Origin of the sequence: Salipaludibacillus agaradhaerens (assembly GCF_002019735.1) — a bacterium.
In the GTDB taxonomy this organism is placed as follows: Bacteria; Bacillota; Bacilli; order Bacillales; family Salisediminibacteriaceae; genus Salipaludibacillus; species Salipaludibacillus agaradhaerens.
In genome coordinates this window covers 3,052,471-3,073,600 of sequence record NZ_KV917378.1, presented here as the reverse complement: position 1 = coordinate 3,073,600, position 21,130 = coordinate 3,052,471, and the positions used below count along the sequence as shown (strand labels likewise).

Below are 21,130 nucleotides of genomic sequence, written 5' to 3'. Positions count from 1 at the left end.
TATCAAAGGCAACTAAAAGATAACTACACCGGATCCTTTCAGTCGTTTATCTGTTTATGTTGGATTAAACCGATATTCATTGGACTTCCTGACTAAAATGAAAAATCAAAGCAACTCAGGATGAATTGCTTTGATACAGTCCTACTTATTGTTAAGTTGTAAGCGATCAATGAGAATGAAAGAGTGGGCTAACAATTGTGAATAAATACAGCCATTTTTTCAAGTTGAGCCAACCTTAATTCTACTTCTCTAATATAAAACGCCTTTCCGAGTATGCGTTTCAGCAAACACATCAGGATCAGGATCAAAGTAATCGAGACGGTAGTGTTCAATAAATTCACCATCAACGACATAACCAGCCCCCCAAGTTGGGTCCATGGTTAGCCACTCCCCATCCACCTTCACTTCAACCCATGCATGCCTCAGACCTGCATCTCCCTCAATGTAGTTCGCTTCCATACCAATTGATCGTAGTAAAGCAACCGTTAAAAAAGCGTAATCTTGGCATACACCTGTTCCCGATTTTAACGTTTTGACTGCACTATCTCCAATATTAAAAGTATCTCGCTCCATTTTGTCAACATCATAGTCCACATGTGTGGCCACAAATTCATAGACAGCTTTCGCTATTTCCCGTTCATCCTCAATGTCGTTTGTTATAGCATTGGCTTTTTCTATAATCAACGGGTGATCCGCCTCAATTCCCCTCGAGGGCAAGGTACTACGCTTATCCTCTATATCATTGATCTCATGAGTCACTTTCATGATACCACTATAGTAAAACATTGATTGATCTTGTTGATCACGTTCAGGCACATTTATAATCACGTCGTAGGTACCTTCACCAAAGCGAAAATAAATATCACCAGCAAAGCTGTAATCCTCCACAGGTAGGACATATCCAGCTTCTACTTCCTCCCCATCTTCCTCTTTTAACGTGGTAACAATAATATGAGAAATGTCATCTGCACCAGGAACCGTTTCATCTATTTCTCCACTAATAGAGTAGGTTAACCCACTACGGGCTAATTCGGTAGTTAGTGCCGGTTCGTCTATTGTCACCCCGCGTTCCACATACTGATTAAAATGTGTCGTACGAGTATACTCAATGGCTGTTTTATTTGTCACATAGAACGTAGCCGCATCATAATAAAGTTCATCTTCCTCAGCCATCGTCTGTACTTTAATTAAATGCACACCCTCACCGAAGTAAAGCGGAATATCACCTGAAAACTCTCGTCCCTCAACAGGAAGGATAACACGCTCGTTTTGAGAACCTTGTTCCACGTGGACAAAAACCATATCCCCCGAGTAATCTTCAGGAACTTCTCCAGAGACATAAACTGAACCCGACTCCTCGCTTAAACCCATCTCAGGAAAAGCTAACTCTACCCCTTGTTTCGTTCCGAATCGTGTATACTCTATTTCCCTAGCAATCTCCTTATCTTTATTTACAACATTAAATGACGTAGTCGCGTAGTAAGACTCTCTCTCGCTTTCATCATGACTAGAGACATGAACACGGACATTATATTCCCCTTCACCGTGATGAAGTGCCACTTCCTCCGAAAAATGCCCTTCTTCTACTGGGATGAAATGATAAAACACATTCGGAATACTCTCGTCTTCAAACTCACCTTCATAAGCAATTTGCAAATAAATGTGATCATCGTTTAATTTCTCTGCCTCTTCAATACTTCCCTTAATTTCTAAAGTAGTATTGACTTCAGATCCTTCTATTGCAGGTGCGTCCAGAGAGAATCCAATCTCATGAGCATACTCCATCAGCCATATATTGCCTTCTTCATGCTGTTCCTGACGTTTTATTAAGTCGTCGTTAATTTCTAGTAGAACATCATTCTCATTATTCCCATGTGTATCTATGGACTGTGAACAGCCAACTAACACGCCTCCTATGACAACATTCAGAAAGAGCATAAACAATGATCGCCATATCTGCATATCATTTCACCCTCCTAGAAGGACCTCACTCCCACTTTTTTAGCTCAGTTAGTTCTCAATTGATACAAGTGCTGGTCGACGCTTCTCTTGATAAATAATCGTGACTTCTTGCCCAGCAACTTGTTCAAACATGTCAGCCGTATTAAATGGCACTGTAAGGACTTTTGTCTCCCCATTCATCTCAAATTCTACTGACGATTTATCGACAGCCCCCGTTACAATAGCCGTTGCCTTCACAAGATCTGAGCTTTCTATAACAATTTCCTGTCCAATAATAACATAATCATTTTTCATACTATTCGACGCTTTAATTTCATCGACTGTTAAATTTAATCGTTGAGCCACGCTCCATAGTGTTTCTCCCGGTGCAATCGTATATATGGCTTTCGTCACTTGTTCCGATGGGGATTCTACTTCATGAGTACCTGTCATCGTCAACTTTTGGCCTACATAAATATTATGAGATGCCAAATAATTAAGTTGCTTAATCTCATCAACTGTCATCCCATATGTTTTTGCTAGACTGAATAATGTATCACCGGATTGGACAATATGTACGGTCGTTTCCTGCGGTGCCTGTGGCTTTTCAGGGACCGAATCTTCACGTTCCGTCTTTTCCTTTCCCGGCACTAAAATAGTCTGACCTACGTAAATATTATCAGAGGATAAACCATTATTCTTTTTAAGCTTATTGACAGTTGTACCATACTTTTTTGCCAGCGAAAACAACGTATCGCCCCGTGAAATCTTGTACTCTGTCACCCATGTCGTCGACCCAGAGCTATTCTTTCCTGGTACAATCAGTTTTTGCCCCTCATTAATGCGATCTGATTTAAGGCTATTAGCTAATAGTAAGTCTTCTACAGTTAAGCCATAACGACGAGCGATACTATATAATGTATCCCCTTTTTTAATGTTAATAGCTTTCCCTCGTGTAACATGCTCTCCTGGCACCGTTAATTGTGAACCTGTATATATTAAATCTGATGTAAGGCCATTTATATTTTTCAATTGCTCTACCGTCACTTGGTAGCGTTGGGCAAGACTGTATAGTGTATCTCCCTGCTGGACGTTATATGTCCGTTCAGTTGCTGTCACTTCCGCCCCTTTTATACCACTTAACAATACGCCGGCCGCCATTGTGCCAGCAAGTACACGACCATTCCTCTTGAATTTTCTCTTTTTCTTAGCTATTTCTCGTGCTGACGTAATACGTTCTTTTCTAGTTCGACTAATAAGCTGCAAGTCCTGGTTCATTCGTTTATCCTCCTATTTTATCATAAATCCCCTTTACTTAACCCTTCTAATGGTATCGCTTCAACAGGAAGTAAAAAAGACGAAAAAGACAAAACAGGAGTGTAGTACGGTTACATTTTCATCAAATTAAGCATAAACTCCTAGACATAATTTGCCCAAATCAATAGTCTTATGTATAAAGTCATAGTCTATATCTCGATGCCGTTTTTTCATTTAGTTAAAACTTAAAATAGTGTTTAATTCTATGTTTCCCAAAAAAAGTTTGCAATTTTCTACAAATATCGTCAATAATGTCCAATACTATGTTATAATCCATTCTGTCTATCAAATCGGAAAGGGGTTGACACAATGTCAGATCAACAGTCATATTCTTCTACGGGTCTTACAAATAATATTGGTGGTTTACTTGCTTACTCACTCACTTTCATAACAGGTATTATTTTCATTGTCATCGAAAAGGAAAATAAATTTATACGCTTTCATGCTATGCAATCCATCATGGCGTTCGTTCCGTTATATATTTTTACATCCTTTGGCAGATTCATACCTTTTGCCGGACTACTCTTCAGTTTTTTGACGGGAATGTTGATGCTTGTTTTTTGGATTCTAGGGATGTTGAGAGCCTATAAAGGGGAAATTTATAAGTTTCCTATCGTAGGAAATCTCGCGGCTAAGCAACTCAACTAATCACCATCTTACCTTCAAACTGTGAACTGAACCTCAACCTTTCCCTTTACACTTCTCGCTCATTCGCATGGACGCTTTGTCCATGCCATAGCACCTCAGATTCGCTCTTTAATATGCGCGCCATGTTTGATACTCCTTTCCACACATTCAACATCGTGTATAGTTAACGAGCTTATCATCGGGACACATTACTCAATATAAGTCTTTTGTCATAGGTCTTTTTAATTCATTATCTATTTTCCAGTAATAAATTTATCAAATTAGGTATTAAGGCTATTAAACTACTGATTATAGGTAAATAAGCAAACTTATATAGATGGCTGCGTTTTTCATTAAATGCCATCCTATAGTAAACAGAAAAGGCCCCTTTATATGAATCTTTAGTAGCGTTTCTATGACATCATTCGACATTATTTATCTCCACTTTTAGTCACCACTAAAAAAGGCATGACTCCCATCCTCTTTTTTAGAAATGGCTTGTTTTTTGTAGAAAGATACTGTTTACTAGACTAAACTAGGACTATTAGATCGGGAATGTAGCTGAGAAAGGAAGAAAGACTTTGGCAAGACCTTTATTATTTTTTACAATACTTATTTTTTTAACAAATGTGGTGACAGGCTGCAGCCAAAACAATGATGTCACAAATACTAACATCGAGGAACCGAAGCATTCTGAAGAAACGGAGACGTCCACACGTCATAACAGTACTTGGTCAGAGGTTGGTCTATCTGTCAGCTCAGATGACACATTACTAGTGCAAGATTTATCTGCCTTTTTTCATGCAATTGCAGCAGAAAATGAAGAAAGTTATTTTTTTTATCTTAATCAATTAGAAAATGCCATCGATGTTCAAATGACGATCTCTCATCATCATGATCGCTACTTAACGTCAGCATTAAGAGTCTCGAGTAACATTAAACAATTAGAATGTAAAACGCCTGAAATGAAATTTGTCAAGAACCATTACCTTCAAGGGGTCTCCCAGCATGTGAAAACAGTTGAGGCTATTGAGCCCCATATTGATGCCATTAACAATGACTCTCATCATTTAAATATTATTACTGAATTTAACGAGGGGATCACATCAGGTCATGAGGAAATAGCGCTGGCATTCATCCAAATTTTAAAAATAGTCGAAAAAACCGACACTGATAAGGTACCCGACCTGAGACCAATAAAAGAGCATGTCCATCTTTATTATAAAGCTAGTTAGGACGCTCTCCTAGTAACGGGATATGTAGCTCTTATAAAGACACCTTACTGTTTTGATATGACCTTTTGTTATCCGCCGTATGTTTCACTACCACTCTCATAAACGATATGGTTGGCCTAAAAATGGGCCGTCTCTTATCTATTGAGAAATAAAAATGTAAAGTCGCCTATCTCTCTTACAATGTAAGTAGTTATGATAGGCGACTTTTTAACTTTAGCCGAACGCGATCGGGAGGTTTAGACGCCACTTATCAGGTCATGCAACCCATTTCTGCTAGAATGCTCATACGATCGTTTTTCACATCGTCATTTCCGTCTATTTTCACTGGCAATTAGCAAGCTTTCTTCCGCACACTATTGAGGGATCGATTTCTTCCCCTGTCATTGACATTCTTCACACACGGTCGTTCGGAGTGGTGAACCTATTCAATTTATACACATATGTCGTTTCAATACGGGTTTACCATGGCTTCTCCACCTATTTAGCCTTTCCTCTTTTTAGAGTATGTCCTTGTAATGGTTTCAACGAATAAGCACTAACGGTTGCGCCAGCTCCAACACCGATCCAGAAAGTAATAAAACGAAAGAGAATAGCAAATATTCCTGCTTCTTCCAGAGGGACTCCCAAGCCAGTCATAAATGTCACCATTGTTACTTCAAATGTGCCAATACCTCCTGGCGTAAGTGGGAGTAGTGCCATTCCATATGAAATAACAACAATCGCAACGATGTTAATAAACGACAAATTAAAGGGTAATATGGCTGCCAAAATGGCGCCCTTTAACGGAAAAAGGAGCCAAATAACAATGGATAGACCACTTTGTATGAACACTTCTTTAGTTTCTATTAGAGTTAATTCTTTTTGAATAGACTCCTTGAATCGCGTTTTTAGCACACCCTTCCATAACAGTATCCCCACACCTGTTAATACTGCCAAGCTAATTAAACAGATGAGAAGCCCATTCATAACAGACAGTGTCACGTCTTTAAAATACTGGTTTAATTGAGCAAATACCATATACACTGATAGGAAAATTAATGGACAAAATGCTATGAAGCTAATACTCTTCTGCAAAGTAATAAGGACCAATGCTCTTGTAAAAGATACCCCGCAATGTTGTTTGAAGTAGACACCCTTGAAGGCTTCACTTCCCAATTTAGCCGAAGGCGTAATCCCTTCTATAAAAGCACACATTAGCAATAACTTAAGGAGCTCTTTAAGTGTCATTTCACAATACGGTTTTAACAATCGTTTCCATTGCAAGGCCATTAAACTGAAGCTTAAAAATTGGAGAAACACAAGACATAGTAACCCCGTCACAGACACATGGCTAAGCGCTTCCCACCAATTACGCCATGCAAAAGAAGAAAACATATACAAACACAGCCCAATGATAATAGCAATGATTAAAATTCGTTTCACGCTAAATACTCTTGTTGGATGTGCTTGATAAAAAGGATTGAAGCAGCAATCATTTTTCCTGAATGGGCAACGGCAGCTGTCGCCCTTGCGTACTCACTTTCTTCAAGAACAGAGTAATGGTGTTTCACACGCGTCTTGGGCTGTCGCACAATGAGTCTTGCTGTACTAGCCATAGAAGTATACAGATAATCCTTTATCCTATCTAGCGGTGTCACTTGCATAGCTATATGAATGACTGAAAAATGTGTTGGACACACGTCTAAGCCATTTTGATGTAAAACTGTTACATGATCCTCAAGGTGCATTAACTTTACAAACTTAGTTGCTTGAGAAATGACTGAAGGTTCTTTATCTATAACAGTCACCTGTGCACCTGTTTTAGCAGCAAATAAACAGGCAGAGAAAGGGGTTGCGCCGCCACCAATGCACAATACACGATCATGTACATTCATTTGGCAGAGGGCAATTTCTCTCTCAATGACAGACTGATAGTACCAACCAAAAACATGCGCACACGGTGGTATCGTACAACACGCTTGCTCACATAATTTCGTACAATACGTTATAATTGACATGTTAGTAGCCTCCTCCTGCCAAAAACCATTCTGCTGCTGTTATGAGGAAATGCATCATACCTCCTACTAAAAATGCCAGTAAGATTGTCGCTCCTGAAATAGACAGCGCCCATTTCAACTTAAATTCTTTCACTAAAACAAAAAAGACACTCATACATGGGATATAAAGGAGAGCAACTACTGCGCCGACAAACATTTGTCCTAACGTTAAATCCATCCCTAAAAGCGGAAGAACTGCCAGCTCTCTCCTTACAACTCCAAGAATTAAGGCAACACTGGCTTCAGCAGGCAGCCCTAGCCAATTGACAACGAGAGGTTCAATAAGAAAACTCACGTAGGACAAGGCGCCTGTTTCAATTGTTAATGCCGCAATTAATATACCAATGACCATGGGAATTTCTGCTTCAATCATGAAGTGTTTTGTCCGTAGCTTGACTTTATTCCACATCGTATGTGAGTCAGGCACAAGCAGGTTAGGTACCTCGATAAGTACAGGATCGAGCGTTCCCTTCAACAATTGATTAAGGATCGAACCGCTTATAAACATAATAATAAATGACAATAGAAAAACAGCTAACAATAAAAGAAATGAGTGGTCCCCTAACAGCGCAATAAATGCCCCTGTCTGAGCTATACAAGGAACAGCCAGACTTACCAAGGAAGACATAATAAGTCGTTCTTTTAAGCTTGTTGCTGTTCTTGTACCGACAATAGCAGGTACGGCACAACCATACCCCATCGATATAGGAATAATACTATGTCCCTGAAGGCCAAAACGTCGAAGTAATCCGTCGATCAAAATACCTAAGCGTGGTAAATACCCGCTGTCTTCTAAAAAAGAAAGGACAATATAAAATAAAAAAACATACGGTAAAATTAATGTTAAAGGCCATTCCACACCTTTAATCAGTACGCCAAATTCCCCTACTAGTACTGAATGGATAACGGTATCTTGATTAACCAATAACGATACGAGCCAATCAACGAATGGCATATAATAGTTATTTAATAAAGGCAAAAAAATAACACTTCTTACAGCCTTACCTACGCCTACTACAAACACCATAGCAAGAAGAACAATCATGATTGCTAAAGGAATTCCTGTGTGAGGCTGGATCGTCCACTTTTCCAACAAATCAAGCCTCGTTGATCGATAATCTTTGATCGACTGTACATTGCTCACAATGCTTGCAGGTGTTAAATTAGGATCAAAATTAGCATCTATTGAAGGTCCTTTGCGTAACGTACGATTAATTTCTGTCATCAACCGCGTAAACCCGCTTCTCCTAACAGCTACAGTCGGTATAACTGGAGCTCCTAACAGTCTTTCTAATAATTTGACTTCTATGTGAATCCCCTTACGTTCAGCAACATCCATCATATTCAGCATAAAAATAACAGGTATTTTTTGTTGCTTTAACATTAACGCTAATTGTAAATTGCGTTCAAGGTTTGTAGCATCAAGCACGTATAAAATGAGATCTGCCCCGTCATTTAGTATGTTGACGGCTGCCTTTTCTGCTTCAGATAGAGCTGTTAATGAATAAATACCAGGCACATCTATAAGAACAGTCGATTCTTTCAGATGAATCAAATTTCCCTCCATAGCAGAGACAGTCGTCCCTGAATAATTAGCTGTCATCACTCTTTTTTTCGTCAAAGTAGAAAAGATTACACTCTTCCCGACATTCGGATTCCCCATTAGCAGTACTCTTTTACGAGAAGATGAGTGATTAGTTATATGATGTTCAGAGTGACAGCTCACGTAGCCCCACCTCTTCCACAATGATTTGTGATGCCACGTGAAAGTCGATCGCTATCTCACGTTTCCCAGCTAGCTTTATAACGACCGGTCCCCTCCAGCAATTTTTAACCACGACAGTCAGCTCTGTCCCTATATGAACACCAAGACACGCCAACATCGGTAAGTCAGGAATACTTACTATTTTGCATTTTACCGATGGATTAACGGTGCATAAGTTTTCTTTAACCACCCTTTTTTCCTCCCATTTCAAACGATAATTTTTGAATTCAGTTTAATTGAGAATGAGAATCATTTGTCGAAAATGGCCATTTATTCACAAAGAAGACTTAATTTTTGAATTTTTTGTTATTAAACATTATTTATCAATCGGAATACCATGGATTTTGACATGCTTCAGTTTAGACGACATGCTGATTGGGTGACAGTTAATATCATGGAGATTTCAACTTTTAAATGGAATGTCTATTGTTAATAAAAAACAGCCAGCTGACACAACGTTTCCTTGTCATAGTGACGTAACTGCGTCCTACACTGTTCAATTTCATTTCTTTAAAGAGTAACGGCATCTGGAAAATGGCTCCAGTCATATTTTTTTAAAGTAAGGTGTAAAATACTGAGCGACAGATAAACGAGGAGGTTACGATGGAGACACAGCGTGTAAAAGAAATTATCGAAGCACCTACCATGATTAATGTAAGTTATAAAGGCGTTCCAGTCTACATTGAATCACTTGATGACAGTAGCCGCACAGCCGTCGTCTTTCCGCTAGATGAAATGGATCACCTACAGGAAGTGGACATTGATGGTCTTGTTGAAGAAGGGCCTTAATATAAACATTTAAAAAGGATGGAGGTAAACACATGAACAAACAAAGGGCAGAGGAAATTGCTCACTCTCCAGACATGAAGCATGTGACTTACAATGGCACCCCCATATATATTCAGCATGTTGATCACGTGACTGATACAGCTCGCATTTTCTCACTTACTCAACCAGAAAATGAATTCGATGTGCCTGTGACTAGCTTGATCGAAGAAAATACAACTAGCTAAAGAACAGACAAATGGCACCGATCAGTTACATTTAATGATCGGTGCCATTTGATGAATCATGATTAAGAAGTGTTCGTACCGTTTCCTTGTTAGCTTGTTAGCAATGTCATTATAAAGTAGCTATTCATATGGTGCTGCATCTTCACATTACTGTCAGCCATTATCATTAAAACTAAGCGTGTTATAAAATATTGAACATTCCGTTTCCTACCGTGCGTTTTGCCTCTCTTTTTTTAGCTCAGCATTCCATTTCTTAAAAACGTCATTGTGTGAAGAAACACGACCTGATTTCTCAGCTTTAGGCTCAATAAATTGTTTCGCTTGGTTAATAGCATTAGCAGCATCCTGAAAAGCCCCGGCTATTAAATGAAGTTTTCCTTCATGCCTCAAAATGTCTCCAGCGGCAAATATACCTGGTACGGAGGAGCTACTGTTCGGCCCTCCAGCAATAAAGTGCTCATCTTGTAGTTCTATTGGCAATCCTGTATTTTTTAATAACGACGTGTCCTGTTCATACCCATGATTAATGACTACCTCATCCACTTCTAGCTCCATCGCTTCCCCCGTATCCCTCCGTAAGAGTTCCACACGGTCTATCGCTTCCTCCGACCTTTTAGCAATAAGCTTTGTCACGGATGTATTGAAGTAACACGTCACAGAACTGTTCAACAAACGACTTACTTCAGCTTCGTGACCCTTTAGCGCCTCTTTGCGGTAAGTCAAGTATACTTTTTCGGCCACAGGCTCAAGTTCATTTGCCCAGTCAACAGCAGCATTTCCCCCGCCTGAGATAAGCACCGTTTTTCCTTTAAAACGCGATAACGATTGAATCGTGTAATGGAGATTCGTCAGTTCAAATCGTCCGGCCCCTTCAATGGCAAGTTTCTGAGGTGTAATGATTCCTCCTCCTACCGCTATAACGATTGTTTTGGAAGCATGCAATTCCCCGTTATTAGTTGTTATGTAAAAAATACCGTCCTCGTGCTTACTAATATGTGTGACCTTCGTATTCAGATGCACGGATGGCTTAAAAGTAAGTCCCTGATTAATGAGTTGATTAATAAATGCGTCTCCCGTGGTAGGTGGCAGTCCCCCAACATCCCAAATCATTTTCTCTGGATAAAGCCTCACTTTGCCACCCAGTTCAGCTTGATACTCAATTAGTTTCGTTTTCATTTCCCTCAATCCACTATAAAATGCTGAATATAATCCAGCAGGCCCCCCGCCAATAATCGTCACATCGAAAACATCTAACTCCTTCATAATAAAACACCCCTTTCAAGATTCAATGGCGACCATTTGAAAATTTCCATTGACTTTAAAAACCGTAACACTTATGCTTATTGTAGATGACATTGAGAATCATTATCAACGTTTTTTTAATAATCTAACGTGACATCTCATTTGAAGATGTTATTTAATAACATGGCGTCGTTAGGATGATTGCGTATTAGAAACGATTATGACGAAAGGGTGGAGAGGAATGAACCGTCTATTTGCGGACAGCATCACTGTGGGATATGGAGAAGAACCGATTATTAAAGATTTAAATATGTACATACCAGATGAGAAGATCACGACGATTATAGGCCCAAATGGTTGTGGGAAATCAACATTGCTGAAAGCACTTACGCGTATCATTCCCCATGCTTCAGGGTCCATTATCCTTGATGGCCAGCACATTTCTAAAGAGAATACCAAAAATTTAGCGAAAAAAATGGCCATTCTTCCGCAAACGCCTGAAAGTGCAAGTGGCCTTACAGTTGGTGAGCTCGTTTCTTATGGCAGATTTCCTTATCAGCGTGGAATGGGGCGCCTTACGAAACATGACCGTGACGTGATTGATTGGGCTCTTGAGGTTACGAGAACTGAGGAATTCAAGTACCGTCCTGTGGATGCTTTATCTGGCGGCCAGCGTCAACGTGTATGGATCGCCATGGCTCTTGCGCAAGAGACGGAAATGATCTTTCTTGATGAACCAACAACCTACTTAGATATGGCGCACCAATTAGAAGTCTTAGAATTGCTAGAAGAATTAAATCGCTCAGAAAAGCGGACGATTATTATGGTACTTCATGATTTAAACCAAGCAGCCAGGTTCGCTGACCATATTATCGCGATGAAAGACGGGCATATTTTATCTTCTGGTCACTGCGAAGATGTGATTTGTGCCGACGTCCTTAGAAAAGTATTTCATATTGACGCCGTGATCGGCCGTGATCCTCGAACCCACAAGCCGATGTGTATGACCTATCACTTACTTAAAGGAGAGACTCAACAGCATGAAGAAAATGTTCATTCCATTCGCACTGTCGCTGCTCATTCTTAATGCATGTGGTGCAGCAGAAAATGCCGACGGTGAAGAAAATACAGGCAACAACACAAATAACTCACCTGAAAATAACAGCGAGACGATAACGTATGAATCGGAGAACGGTCCTGTAGAGGTGCCTGCTGATCCACAGCGTGTGGCTGTTCTATCCACATTTACCGGAAATGTTATCGCTTTAGATGTTAATCTAGTTGGGGTTGATGATTGGTCAAAAGGCAGCCCCCTCTTTGAAAAAGAACTGGAAGGTGTGGAAACAGTGAGCGATGAAAGTTTAGAAAAGCTCATTGAACTAGAACCAGACTTAATTGTAGGACTTAATAATATTAATAATGTAGATAGATTGGAAGAAATCGCACCTACCGTGACATTCACTTATGGACAGGTCGATTATTTAACCCAGCATATTGAGATTGGAAAATTGCTGAACAAAGAAGAAGAAGCACAAGCATGGGTTGATGACTTCGAAAAAAGAGCAGAGGCAGCTGGAGAAGACATTAAAGCCCATATCGGTGAAGACGCAACCGTATCTGTTTTTGAAAACTTTAATAAACAATTGTATATTTACGGCGATAATTGGGGGCGGGGCACAGAAGTTCTTTATCAAGCGATGGAACTTGAGATGCCTGAAAAAGTTGAAGAGATGGCATTAGAAGACGGTTATTATGCCCTTTCACCTGAAGTGCTTCCTGATTTTGCAGGTGACTACATGATTTTTAGTAAAGATGACGATACAGATAACTCTTTTACAGAGACAGAAACGTATCAAAACATCCCTGCCGTCCAAAATGGCCGCGTGTTTGAAGCTAATGCTAAGGCGGTCTATTTCAATGATCCAATCTCACTCGATTATCAACTGGAATTTTTCCAAAATCACTTTTTGGATCACTAAATGTTAGGTGCGGAGGGAAGGTGCTTACAACTAAAAGCACCTTCTTTTTCTGTTTGATAATATGCCACTTCTTAAAACAACGAACCATCAATCAGTGGCAGGGCCGTTCTTGGTAGTTGCGTGAATTAGGGCTTAGCGTCCGTTATCATCTTCCTAGATAGAGTTAGCTCCCCTCTCTATTTGAAAGGCGTTTTACAGACGGTTATCTGTCATAAACTCATTCATCTGTTAAACTAAACATAGAGATACATACTTTTTCTAAAATCACTGCTTTTAAGGAGACGATGCAGGCTAGGCTATCGGAGCCTTGTCCCTACTAGTCGATTCAAAACTTAGTAAAGAAGAGGATTTTTATGCCAAAAATGTTGCAAACACGTTTATCCTTTCCCATTACTTTTTTTATTGGATGTGTCATCCTTTTGATGATGTTTGCGCTATCTTTAATGCTAGGTGCCGCTCAAGTGCCCATGCGTGACGTTTGGCTTGCCTTAATGACGAACGAAGCGGGGGACTCCCTCACCATGATAAGAGAAATTCGGCTTCCACGTGGGGTAGCCGCTATTTTCTTAGGAGCTGCCTTATCAGTAGCTGGCGCTGTAATGCAAGGTATGACGAGAAACCCACTAGCCGATCCAGGGCTACTTGGTTTAACAGCTGGAGCCAACGCCGCATTGGCTGTTACAATCGCACTCATAACGACAAACTATGTCGGTATCATGATAGCGTGCTTTATTGGAGCTGCCGTTGGAGCCGGACTCGTATTTAGCATTGGGCGTGTTAAAAGAGGGGGCATGTCCCCCTTTCGACTCGTCTTAGCCGGGGCTGCTGTTTCCGCTTTTTTGCACGCTATTGCTGAAGGAATCGGCCTTAGTTTTAAAATATCACGAGAAGTATCTCTATGGACCTCCGGTGGGTTACTCGGCGCAAGCTGGGCACAGCTTCAAATCGTCATTCCCGTGATTTTATTCGGCTTATTAATTGCCATCCTCCTATCACGACAAGTGACAATCCTAAGCTTAAACGACGATGTGGCCACAGGACTTGGTCAAAAAACTGAGCTTATTAAAGCGTTACTCTTTATCGTTATCATCCTTTTAGCTGGAGCGTCAGTAGCCTTAGCCGGGAATCTAGCCTTTGTCGGCTTGATGGTCCCCCACATTGTCCGTTCATTCGTTGGGACAGATTATCGCTTTATCATCCCAATGTCAGCCATTATAGGTGCGACCTTTATGCTGATGGCAGATACGCTTGCTAGAACGATTAGTGCTCCTTATGAGGCACCAGTAGCAGCTATCCTTGCTATTATCGGCCTGCCCTTCTTTTTATGGGTCGTTAGAAAAGGAGGGAAAGGATTTTAAATGAGACATCCAGCACAAATTAAAAAACAACGCGTGATTATGATCACTTGTATATTATTAATTACGGTAACGAGTATGCTCAGTATAGGCATTGGATACGCCACATTATCCTTTGACAGACTCATACCTGTTTTATTAGGTCAAGGAACATTTCAAGAGGAGTTTGTTTTATTTTCCATTCGATTACCGCGTATGATCATCACTTTCTTAGCCGGTATGGCATTGGCGTTGTCAGGTGCCATTCTTCAAGGACTCACACGGAATGATTTAGCAGACCCTGGGATTGTTGGGATTAACTCAGGTGCAGGCGTAGCCGTGGCCATTTTCTTTCTGTATTTTCCAATTGAAGCAGGCACCTTTATTTATATGCTGCCGCTAGCTGCGTTCATTGGCGCTTTAGTAACAGCTGGCACGATTTACGCGTTTTCCTATGAACGTCAATCCGGTCTAGGTCTAAACCCTGTCCGCTTTATTCTAACAGGTGTCGGGTTTTCATTAGCCTTATCAGGTGTGATGGTCGTTCTCGTTTCGTCAGCAGACAGAGCACGAGTGGACTTCATTGCCACATGGCTGGCCGGTAACATATGGGGAACAGATTGGCCATTTATATATGCACTACTTCCATGGTTGATTATTCTCATTCCTTATAGCCTTTTTAAAGCGAATCGCTTAAACCTTCTTGGATTAGGTGAAGCGACAGCTATCGGCCGTGGTGTCGCAATAAAGCGGGAACAGATCACGCTATTGTTAACAGCGGTCGCACTGGCCGCCTCTGCCGTCTCAGTCACTGGTGGTATCGCCTTTGTAGGACTGATGGCGCCCCATATTGCCCGAGCTCTCATCGGGCCCGTCCACCAACGGATGATTCCCCTTGCTATTTTAATTGGGGGATGGCTGTTACTCCTTGCCGATACGATCGGAAGAAATTTGACTGACCCAGATGGATTGCCTGCAGGAATTGTCGTATCCCTTATCGGAGCGCCGTATTTCGTCTACTTACTATTGAAAAAATAACCGTCATGCGCTCCCCCCGGATTTGTTTGGGAATCTGGGGGGAAAGAGTTTCAAATAACTGAGTAAGTTAAAAATTGCAAAAATATAATAGCCATTTTAAAGTTTGCAAACATACCGTCGTCTCGATGATGCAAAATCACAACTGGGACCAAGCAGACAGCTATAAATTATTTAACTTCCAAAATTACCCTAAGTAGTATAAAATACTATTTAGCTTTAAAATACTTTGACAAATATAAAAACCCCTCTTACCCGTGGAGTCCCAAAAATTATGCTATAGACAGTTTTATCGTCTCAATCCCTATTGTAGGCACACCGATACCTGAAAAAGGCGAACAGGAAATATTAGTGTGGTTAAGTAAGGATGATGGTGAGACGTGGCACAGCCGTGTTTACATTACCGTTGATAAGCATGGCGGTGTCAAACCGATTGATTATGAAGATAAAGCTGATAATGCTTTTAAAAAGTGGCTTAATAAATTTGATTTTTACAACTAAAGGGGAAGTCATTATGGAGAAGCGCAAATTAACATTTAAAAACAGACTAATAGCGTTCGTCATCATGCCTTTATGGGCGGCTTTTATAACAAGCTTGGCAGAGTCACTTATTAAACGAACTTTACTTAACGTTGATACAATGATAACGATTTTTATACTCGCTCTTATTGTCTATGTTTGCTATCCGTTCTTTTCTGAAGAAAAATTCGAAGCCATTTTCGTTAGAGACTCTCACTCATCATTCGACTGTAAAATAAGACGACATAAATCGTTTTTTATTGAGCAAACTCTCCTATGGCTGTTTGTTGGGGCGTGGACTGGCATAGAGGCCGTCATTCTATTTTAACTTGGAGGATATCCAATGAAGGGAAAAAAACTTTCATACAAATCTAGACTGATTGCTTTCTTTTTTATGCCTTGTTGGGCGATTATAATAGGCTTACTAACACAATCCTTAATTAATCGCTCATGGTTAAGTTTAGACGAGTTCCTTATTTATGTTCTTTTTTGCTTTGGTTTTTACTTTTTATATTCTCATTTCTATAAAAAAGAGTTTTCGGACGTATTTCATACTAGCCGTGCAACCTCGTTGGCCGAAAAACTTTCAGTACACAGAGGGTATTTTATTTTTCATACGATCATTTGGATAGTGGTGGCAACAATTATGGGACTCACTAATTAACCCCCCCTACGTTTCTTCGTAGGTATATCTTAGTAAAAAGGAACATTTATATGCTCACTTTAAAAAATAGACTAATAGCGTTCATCATCATGCCTTGTTGGGCAGTTTTTTTAACGATTTTTTCAGAATCACTCATTCTTTGGACATGGCCAAATTTAGATAGATTCCCTTCGATTGTTATTTTAGCCCTGACAGTTTATATTGCCTATCCGTTCTTCTCGAAAGAAAGGTTCGAAGCTATTTTCATTAAAGATTCTAATTTATCATTCCTTCGTAAAATAAGGCGATATAAATCATATTTTATTGTTCACAGCCTCCTTTGGCTCTTTGTTGGCACAGCATCTACTTTAGCATCTCTCGTTCATTTATAAAACAAACCTTCAATCAGTGGGTGTTTCCGTACCTCTTCCACTGATTGGTAGTTAAATGAATCAGAACATTAGCAGCCATTATCTCCGGCTTAAATAAATTTAGCTCTGCTCTCTATTTTATGCGGGAGTTTTACGGACGGTTTCTGTAATAAAGTTAGGAGTCTTCATGTCGAGAAGCTAGCGGACCACAAGGTTTAGTTAGCTGGATTGAAGTGACCACGTTTATGGGCCTTTCTAATACCACCTGCAACAAGTCATTCAAATCTAGTGAAAAGGGACATTCATATGCTGACTTTTAAAAATAGATTAATTGCTTTTATCTTAATGCCAATATGGGCGGCATTGCTAACTAACTTGGCAGAGTCACTTATTAAACGGACTTTACTTAACATTGATACTATGCTGACGGTTCTTGTACTCACTTTTATTGTCTATGTTTGCTATCCGTTCTTTTCTAAAGAAAAGTTCGAAGCCATTTTCGTTAGAGACGCTCATTTATCATTCGTCTGTAAAGTAAAACAACACAAGTCATATTTTATTTTCCACACCCTTTTTTGGCTATTTGTTGGGACGTGGACTACTTTAACGTCTCTCGTTCATTTTTAAGTTTGGGGGATATCCAATGAAATTTTCATACAAATCTAGACTGATTGTTTTCTTTCTAATGCCTTTTTGGGCAACTAGTTTACTCTATTTTACTTTTTCTTTTCTTACTGGTGCATGGTATCATTGGGAGCCATTCCTCACCTACCCAATTATTTGTTTTGGTTTTTATATTTTATACCCTTTTATTTATAAGAAAGACTTCTCACTTGTCTTTCTTGATGGGGGTCAAAAAAGTAAGAAAAAGTGGCGTTTTTTTATGTTCCATACCGTTTTGTGGATTATGCTAGGCATATTTATCGGTTTAACAAATTATAAATAAGTCGGATAATGGTATTTCAGCAACTTTTCTTCTTTTTTCAGCATTAACCCTCCATTTTTCTGCATCAGCCTCCCGTTTTACGCAACTCCCCCCCTTTTTTCATCATCAACCTTCATTTTTTACGCAACCTCCTCCCCTTTTTCCCGACAACCCTCCCTCTTCCTCATCCGTCTCATCTACCAAAGAAAAGGCGCCCATTTCGGACGCCTTTCTTCTTATTGGCGAGGTACTCCTGCTGTGATTCGACCGTTTCTTACTGTGTGAATGCCTTGTTTAAAGGTGTAGTCACGACCTTGGTTGTTATCCCACGAGCCTCCCCCGTTATTAAAGGCGGCAGTCAAGCTGTTAGCGTCCTCTAAAGGAATGGTCACTTCGTAATAGTCTGGAAAGTTACTAGAGGCTGTTAATGCTTTCCCAGGTAAGGTCGTCCAATTTCCACTGCCAATTGCATAGTGAATATGGGGGTTTGACCAGTTCGTATAATAATAGAGGGTCACGGTTGCTGGTGATTCAGGATCACCTTCGCGAATTTGACCATCTTCTAGCGTGAAAACGCCTGAGGTGATGTGATAATCTTGTCCTTGGTTGTTATCCCATTGACCAGAACCATTGTTAAATGCTGCGGTGACCCTACTTTGTTCCTCTATATCAAGAGTTATCATCGCATAGCCCTCAAACGGTGAAGGTTCCATTGCCACTCCTGGGGAATCAGTCCAAGAACCGTCATCAATGGCATAGTGAATATGTGGTTGACTCCAATCGGTGCGGTAATAAAGGGTTAATCCTTCTGCCTTTGTAAATTCATACGTTTCTTCAGCTGTCCCGTACTCGTTCTCACCAGTTAAAGTGAGCGTGATAACGTCCCCCATGTCTGCCCCTTCACCTAGAAGGAGTGTATCACCGTTTTCATAAACGACGGCTTCATTGTCATTAAGAACGTAGCTTGCCTCCTCTACATTTCTTGCTGATAGCGTCACTTCTACGCCATCACCTGTAAAAGTTCCTCCAGGGGGATCGGCTGCTACTGATGGATAGGGAGGTGTTTTTGTAAATGTATAATCTGCCTCTGCTTCTCCTGCGTCATTTTCGGCATACAATTGTAACGTCACGGACTCATCAACGGCGAGATCCTCCCCTATCGTTATGACGTCACCATCCTCATAGACCATTCCGCCATCAGCAGGGTTTGAGCCATCCAAAGTATACATGCCCGACTCTGCCCCACTCACATGCAACGTTACTTCAAGGGATTCTTCATCAAACTCACCACCTTGGGGCGAGGCTGTCACTGTTGGGGGTGCTTCTCCAGCCCGTTCGATAAGAATAACACCGTAATCATGTGCCTGAAACGTCACTTCTCCATTACTCACAACAGCTGTTTCTTTCGTGTAAAAATCACGGACAGTCTGACCATCAGAGAAGACGGATGACACATCGATAGTTGTTGCTCCTGACGCTCCTATTGCCACTACAACGCTATCCTCTAGATCGTCATCTTGATAGGTTCTACTAAAGGTATAGGGGCTGCTTCCTATCTGTTCATGTTCACCAGCGCCAATGGCAATATGACTGTTTCGAAATTGACCCATAATCTGCCAATGGTGTAGTACCGATTCATTAACCTCATCCCAATTCATTGATGACCGTGTTCCTTGATCAGGGTCTGAGCCGGTCGGTCCGTATGGGCGGGCTGTTTCATCTCCATAAAACACTTGTACGCCACCAGGCAAAAGCATTAAATACGTTCCACCATCAATCAAGTTGTCTCGCGGAAACAGGTGGGTATCATGCTGCGAAAGATAACTTAACACATTGAAACCAGGGTCACTATTAATCGCATTTGCATAGCGTGAAAACGTTGATTCCATTGTTGCTAAGTTATAAGCCGGTCCATTGCCGTTTTCCCCTTGAAATGTAAAATTAATAACGGAGTCAAAGCCATGATCAAAGTACTCACTTCTTCCGACACCATGGCCCCACACTTCCGCTGTCATCCAAAAATCATCTGTCCAATCAGCTCCTGGTGCATCCGGATTTTCTTCACGCCACGTCCATAAAGCCTCATTGGCCGATTCTTTTAATTGATCCCAGCGTTGCAACTCTACGTGTTTAGCAGTATCTACCCGAAAACCATCAATACCAAATTCTGCAACCCATGCTGATAACCACTCTACAATATAATCAGCAGGAGCCATATTTAGATCTGCTCTTAAGTCATCTGCCGCAGGAACGATCCACTCGTCATAGCTTCCGTCACGCTCCATTTCCCATTTTGTTTCAAGTAATGGCGGTAACCCAATACTGTTTGTTAATTCTGTTCGAAAATCAGGCAATCCCGCTAAGCATTGTGTCCGATCATTATTTCCACAAGAGGGGTAACCAGCAATACCGGCTCTTACCCACTGCCCCCACCATGAACGCCATGCATTAGCATCATTATAGTTAATGTAGTTGTGCACATCGTGCCACGATTGGCCTGAGGAAGGTGTCCAATTATTGGATACTCCAGGATTGCCAAACCCGTATTCATGCATATCCTGCAACGTGTTATATCCTGGATGATTCATTACCACATCCAAAACCACTCGAATCCCATTTTCATGAGCGGTATCTACAAACTCTCTCATATCTTCTACTGTTCCCCAATTTTGATCGGTCATCGTATAATCAAGAGCGTAATAACCATGGAAAGCGTAATGAGCAAAATCACCGTCTGGCCCGCCCCCAACCCAGCCATGCACTTGTTCATAAGGTGCCGAAATCCAGATGGAATTAATGCCGAGATCAGTGAAATAACCGTCATTAAGTTTATCCGTCAACCCTTGGAAATCACCACCATGGAAGGTCCCGATATTTTGCCCCCACGCATCTTCCTGCGGACGCCCATAGGAGTTATTATTTGTCGGATCACCATCAAGAAAGCGATCTGTCATGGCAAAATATACGGTAGCGTTATCCCAAGAAAAAGTCTCGTTCTCTGTTTCTGTCACATCTATCGTGTCTTTATCTGCATTAACACTATGAGGTGCGAAAGTTGATAAAAGCATTATAATACTTAGCATGAAGAAGGTTACCGTTCTATACATCCTTTTCTCACTCCCAATGTTTTAATCGAAGCAATCGTTTG

General features: G+C 40.7%; 21 protein-coding genes. 13 read left to right on the top strand and 8 right to left on the bottom strand.

Going from position 1 to position 21,130, the window contains the following annotated elements; all coding sequences use genetic code 11:
• Window positions 1–249: 249 nt before the first annotated feature.
• A complete protein-coding gene (locus tag BK581_RS14395) occupies window positions 250–1,962 on the bottom strand; it encodes a transglutaminase domain-containing protein (protein ID WP_078578813.1) in 1,713 nt (570 codons plus the stop codon).
• Between the two features lie 48 nt (window positions 1,963–2,010).
• The gene (locus BK581_RS14390) at window positions 2,011–3,219 is read right to left on the bottom strand and encodes a muramidase family protein (protein ID WP_078578812.1); all 1,209 of its coding nucleotides are present in this window, start codon (window positions 3,217–3,219) and stop codon (window positions 2,011–2,013) included.
• 348 nt (window positions 3,220–3,567) lie between these two features.
• On the opposite strand from BK581_RS14390, the gene BK581_RS14385 reads away from it, so the two are divergent.
• Together BK581_RS14385 and BK581_RS14380 are read left to right on the top strand one after the other, a co-directional pair.
• Entirely contained in the window at window positions 3,568–3,906 is a 339-nt protein-coding gene (locus BK581_RS14385; protein WP_078578811.1) for a DUF4870 domain-containing protein, read from the top strand.
• Between the two features lie 560 nt (window positions 3,907–4,466).
• The gene (locus BK581_RS14380; protein WP_078578810.1) at window positions 4,467–5,120 is read left to right on the top strand and encodes a hypothetical protein; all 654 of its coding nucleotides are present in this window, start codon (window positions 4,467–4,469) and stop codon (window positions 5,118–5,120) included.
• Window positions 5,121–5,597: 477 nt separating this feature from the next.
• Here BK581_RS14380 and BK581_RS14375 read toward each other — a convergent pair whose 3' ends face one another.
• The 4 genes from BK581_RS14375 to BK581_RS14360 are packed head-to-tail and all read right to left on the bottom strand — an operon-like array spanning window position 5,598 to window position 9,111.
• On the bottom strand, window positions 5,598–6,542 hold the full coding sequence (locus BK581_RS14375; RefSeq protein WP_078578809.1) for a lysylphosphatidylglycerol synthase transmembrane domain-containing protein: 945 nt from the start codon (window positions 6,540–6,542) through the stop codon (window positions 5,598–5,600).
• A complete protein-coding gene (locus BK581_RS14370) occupies window positions 6,539–7,117 on the bottom strand; it encodes a class I SAM-dependent methyltransferase (RefSeq protein WP_078578808.1) in 579 nt (192 codons plus the stop codon). Before BK581_RS14370 ends, BK581_RS14375 begins: the two co-directional genes overlap by 4 nt.
• A 1-nt stretch (window position 7,118) precedes the next feature.
• Window positions 7,119–8,882, bottom strand: a complete 1,764-nt coding sequence (locus tag BK581_RS14365) for a ferrous iron transporter B (protein WP_078578807.1) — start codon at window positions 8,880–8,882, stop codon at window positions 7,119–7,121.
• Window positions 8,866–9,111: a FeoA family protein gene (locus tag BK581_RS14360; RefSeq protein ID WP_169837716.1), complete on the bottom strand. Its 246-nt coding sequence runs from the start codon at window positions 9,109–9,111 to the stop codon at window positions 8,866–8,868. The genes BK581_RS14365 and BK581_RS14360 overlap by 17 nt, the downstream gene beginning before the upstream one ends.
• A 413-nt stretch (window positions 9,112–9,524) precedes the next feature.
• On the opposite strand from BK581_RS14360, the gene BK581_RS14355 reads away from it, so the two are divergent.
• Entirely contained in the window at window positions 9,525–9,710 is a 186-nt protein-coding gene (locus BK581_RS14355; RefSeq protein ID WP_078578805.1) for an H-type small acid-soluble spore protein, read from the top strand.
• Window positions 9,711–9,742: 32 nt separating this feature from the next.
• Window positions 9,743–9,934, top strand: coding sequence for an H-type small acid-soluble spore protein (locus BK581_RS14350; protein WP_078578804.1), 192 nt, complete (start codon window positions 9,743–9,745; stop codon window positions 9,932–9,934).
• A 207-nt stretch (window positions 9,935–10,141) separates the two neighbouring features.
• Here the strand turns inward: BK581_RS14350 and BK581_RS14345 are convergent, their stop codons facing one another.
• Window positions 10,142–11,197 carry an NAD(P)/FAD-dependent oxidoreductase gene (locus BK581_RS14345; RefSeq protein WP_078578803.1) on the bottom strand — a complete coding sequence of 352 codons (1,056 nt, stop codon included), beginning with the start codon at window positions 11,195–11,197 and terminating at the stop codon, window positions 10,142–10,144.
• 220 nt (window positions 11,198–11,417) lie between these two features.
• Here BK581_RS14345 and BK581_RS14340 point away from each other — a divergent pair, with 220 nt between their 5' ends.
• The 9 genes from BK581_RS14340 (at window position 11,418) to BK581_RS14300 (ending at window position 18,003) form a co-directional block, all read left to right on the top strand.
• Window positions 11,418–12,263 (top strand): ABC transporter ATP-binding protein, encoded by an 846-nt coding sequence (locus tag BK581_RS14340; RefSeq protein ID WP_078578802.1) that lies wholly within the window; start codon window positions 11,418–11,420, stop codon window positions 12,261–12,263.
• Window positions 12,217–13,155 (top strand): iron-hydroxamate ABC transporter substrate-binding protein, encoded by a 939-nt coding sequence (locus BK581_RS14335; RefSeq protein WP_078578801.1) that lies wholly within the window; start codon window positions 12,217–12,219, stop codon window positions 13,153–13,155. The genes BK581_RS14340 and BK581_RS14335 overlap by 47 nt, the downstream gene beginning before the upstream one ends.
• A 353-nt stretch (window positions 13,156–13,508) precedes the next feature.
• Window positions 13,509–14,513 (top strand): FecCD family ABC transporter permease, encoded by a 1,005-nt coding sequence (locus tag BK581_RS14330; RefSeq protein ID WP_078578800.1) that lies wholly within the window; start codon window positions 13,509–13,511, stop codon window positions 14,511–14,513.
• Window positions 14,514–15,527, top strand: coding sequence for a FecCD family ABC transporter permease (locus BK581_RS14325; RefSeq protein WP_078578799.1), 1,014 nt, complete (start codon window positions 14,514–14,516; stop codon window positions 15,525–15,527).
• 348 nt (window positions 15,528–15,875) lie between these two features.
• The gene (locus BK581_RS20160) at window positions 15,876–16,025 is read left to right on the top strand and encodes a hypothetical protein (protein WP_169837714.1); all 150 of its coding nucleotides are present in this window, start codon (window positions 15,876–15,878) and stop codon (window positions 16,023–16,025) included.
• A gap of 13 nt (window positions 16,026–16,038) precedes the next feature.
• Window positions 16,039–16,371 carry a hypothetical protein gene (locus BK581_RS14320; RefSeq protein WP_078578798.1) on the top strand — a complete coding sequence of 111 codons (333 nt, stop codon included), beginning with the start codon at window positions 16,039–16,041 and terminating at the stop codon, window positions 16,369–16,371.
• 15 nt (window positions 16,372–16,386) lie between these two features.
• The gene (locus BK581_RS14315; RefSeq protein ID WP_078578797.1) at window positions 16,387–16,707 is read left to right on the top strand and encodes a hypothetical protein; all 321 of its coding nucleotides are present in this window, start codon (window positions 16,387–16,389) and stop codon (window positions 16,705–16,707) included.
• A gap of 656 nt (window positions 16,708–17,363) precedes the next feature.
• A complete protein-coding gene (locus BK581_RS14305; RefSeq protein ID WP_078578795.1) occupies window positions 17,364–17,684 on the top strand; it encodes a hypothetical protein in 321 nt (106 codons plus the stop codon).
• A 16-nt stretch (window positions 17,685–17,700) separates the two neighbouring features.
• Window positions 17,701–18,003, top strand: a complete 303-nt coding sequence (locus BK581_RS14300; protein WP_078578794.1) for a hypothetical protein — start codon at window positions 17,701–17,703, stop codon at window positions 18,001–18,003.
• 215 nt (window positions 18,004–18,218) lie between these two features.
• On the opposite strand, the gene BK581_RS14295 is transcribed toward BK581_RS14300, so the two are convergent.
• Window positions 18,219–21,089, bottom strand: coding sequence for a carbohydrate binding domain-containing protein (locus BK581_RS14295; RefSeq protein WP_078578793.1), 2,871 nt, complete (start codon window positions 21,087–21,089; stop codon window positions 18,219–18,221).
• Between the last annotated feature and the right edge of the window lie 41 nt (window positions 21,090–21,130).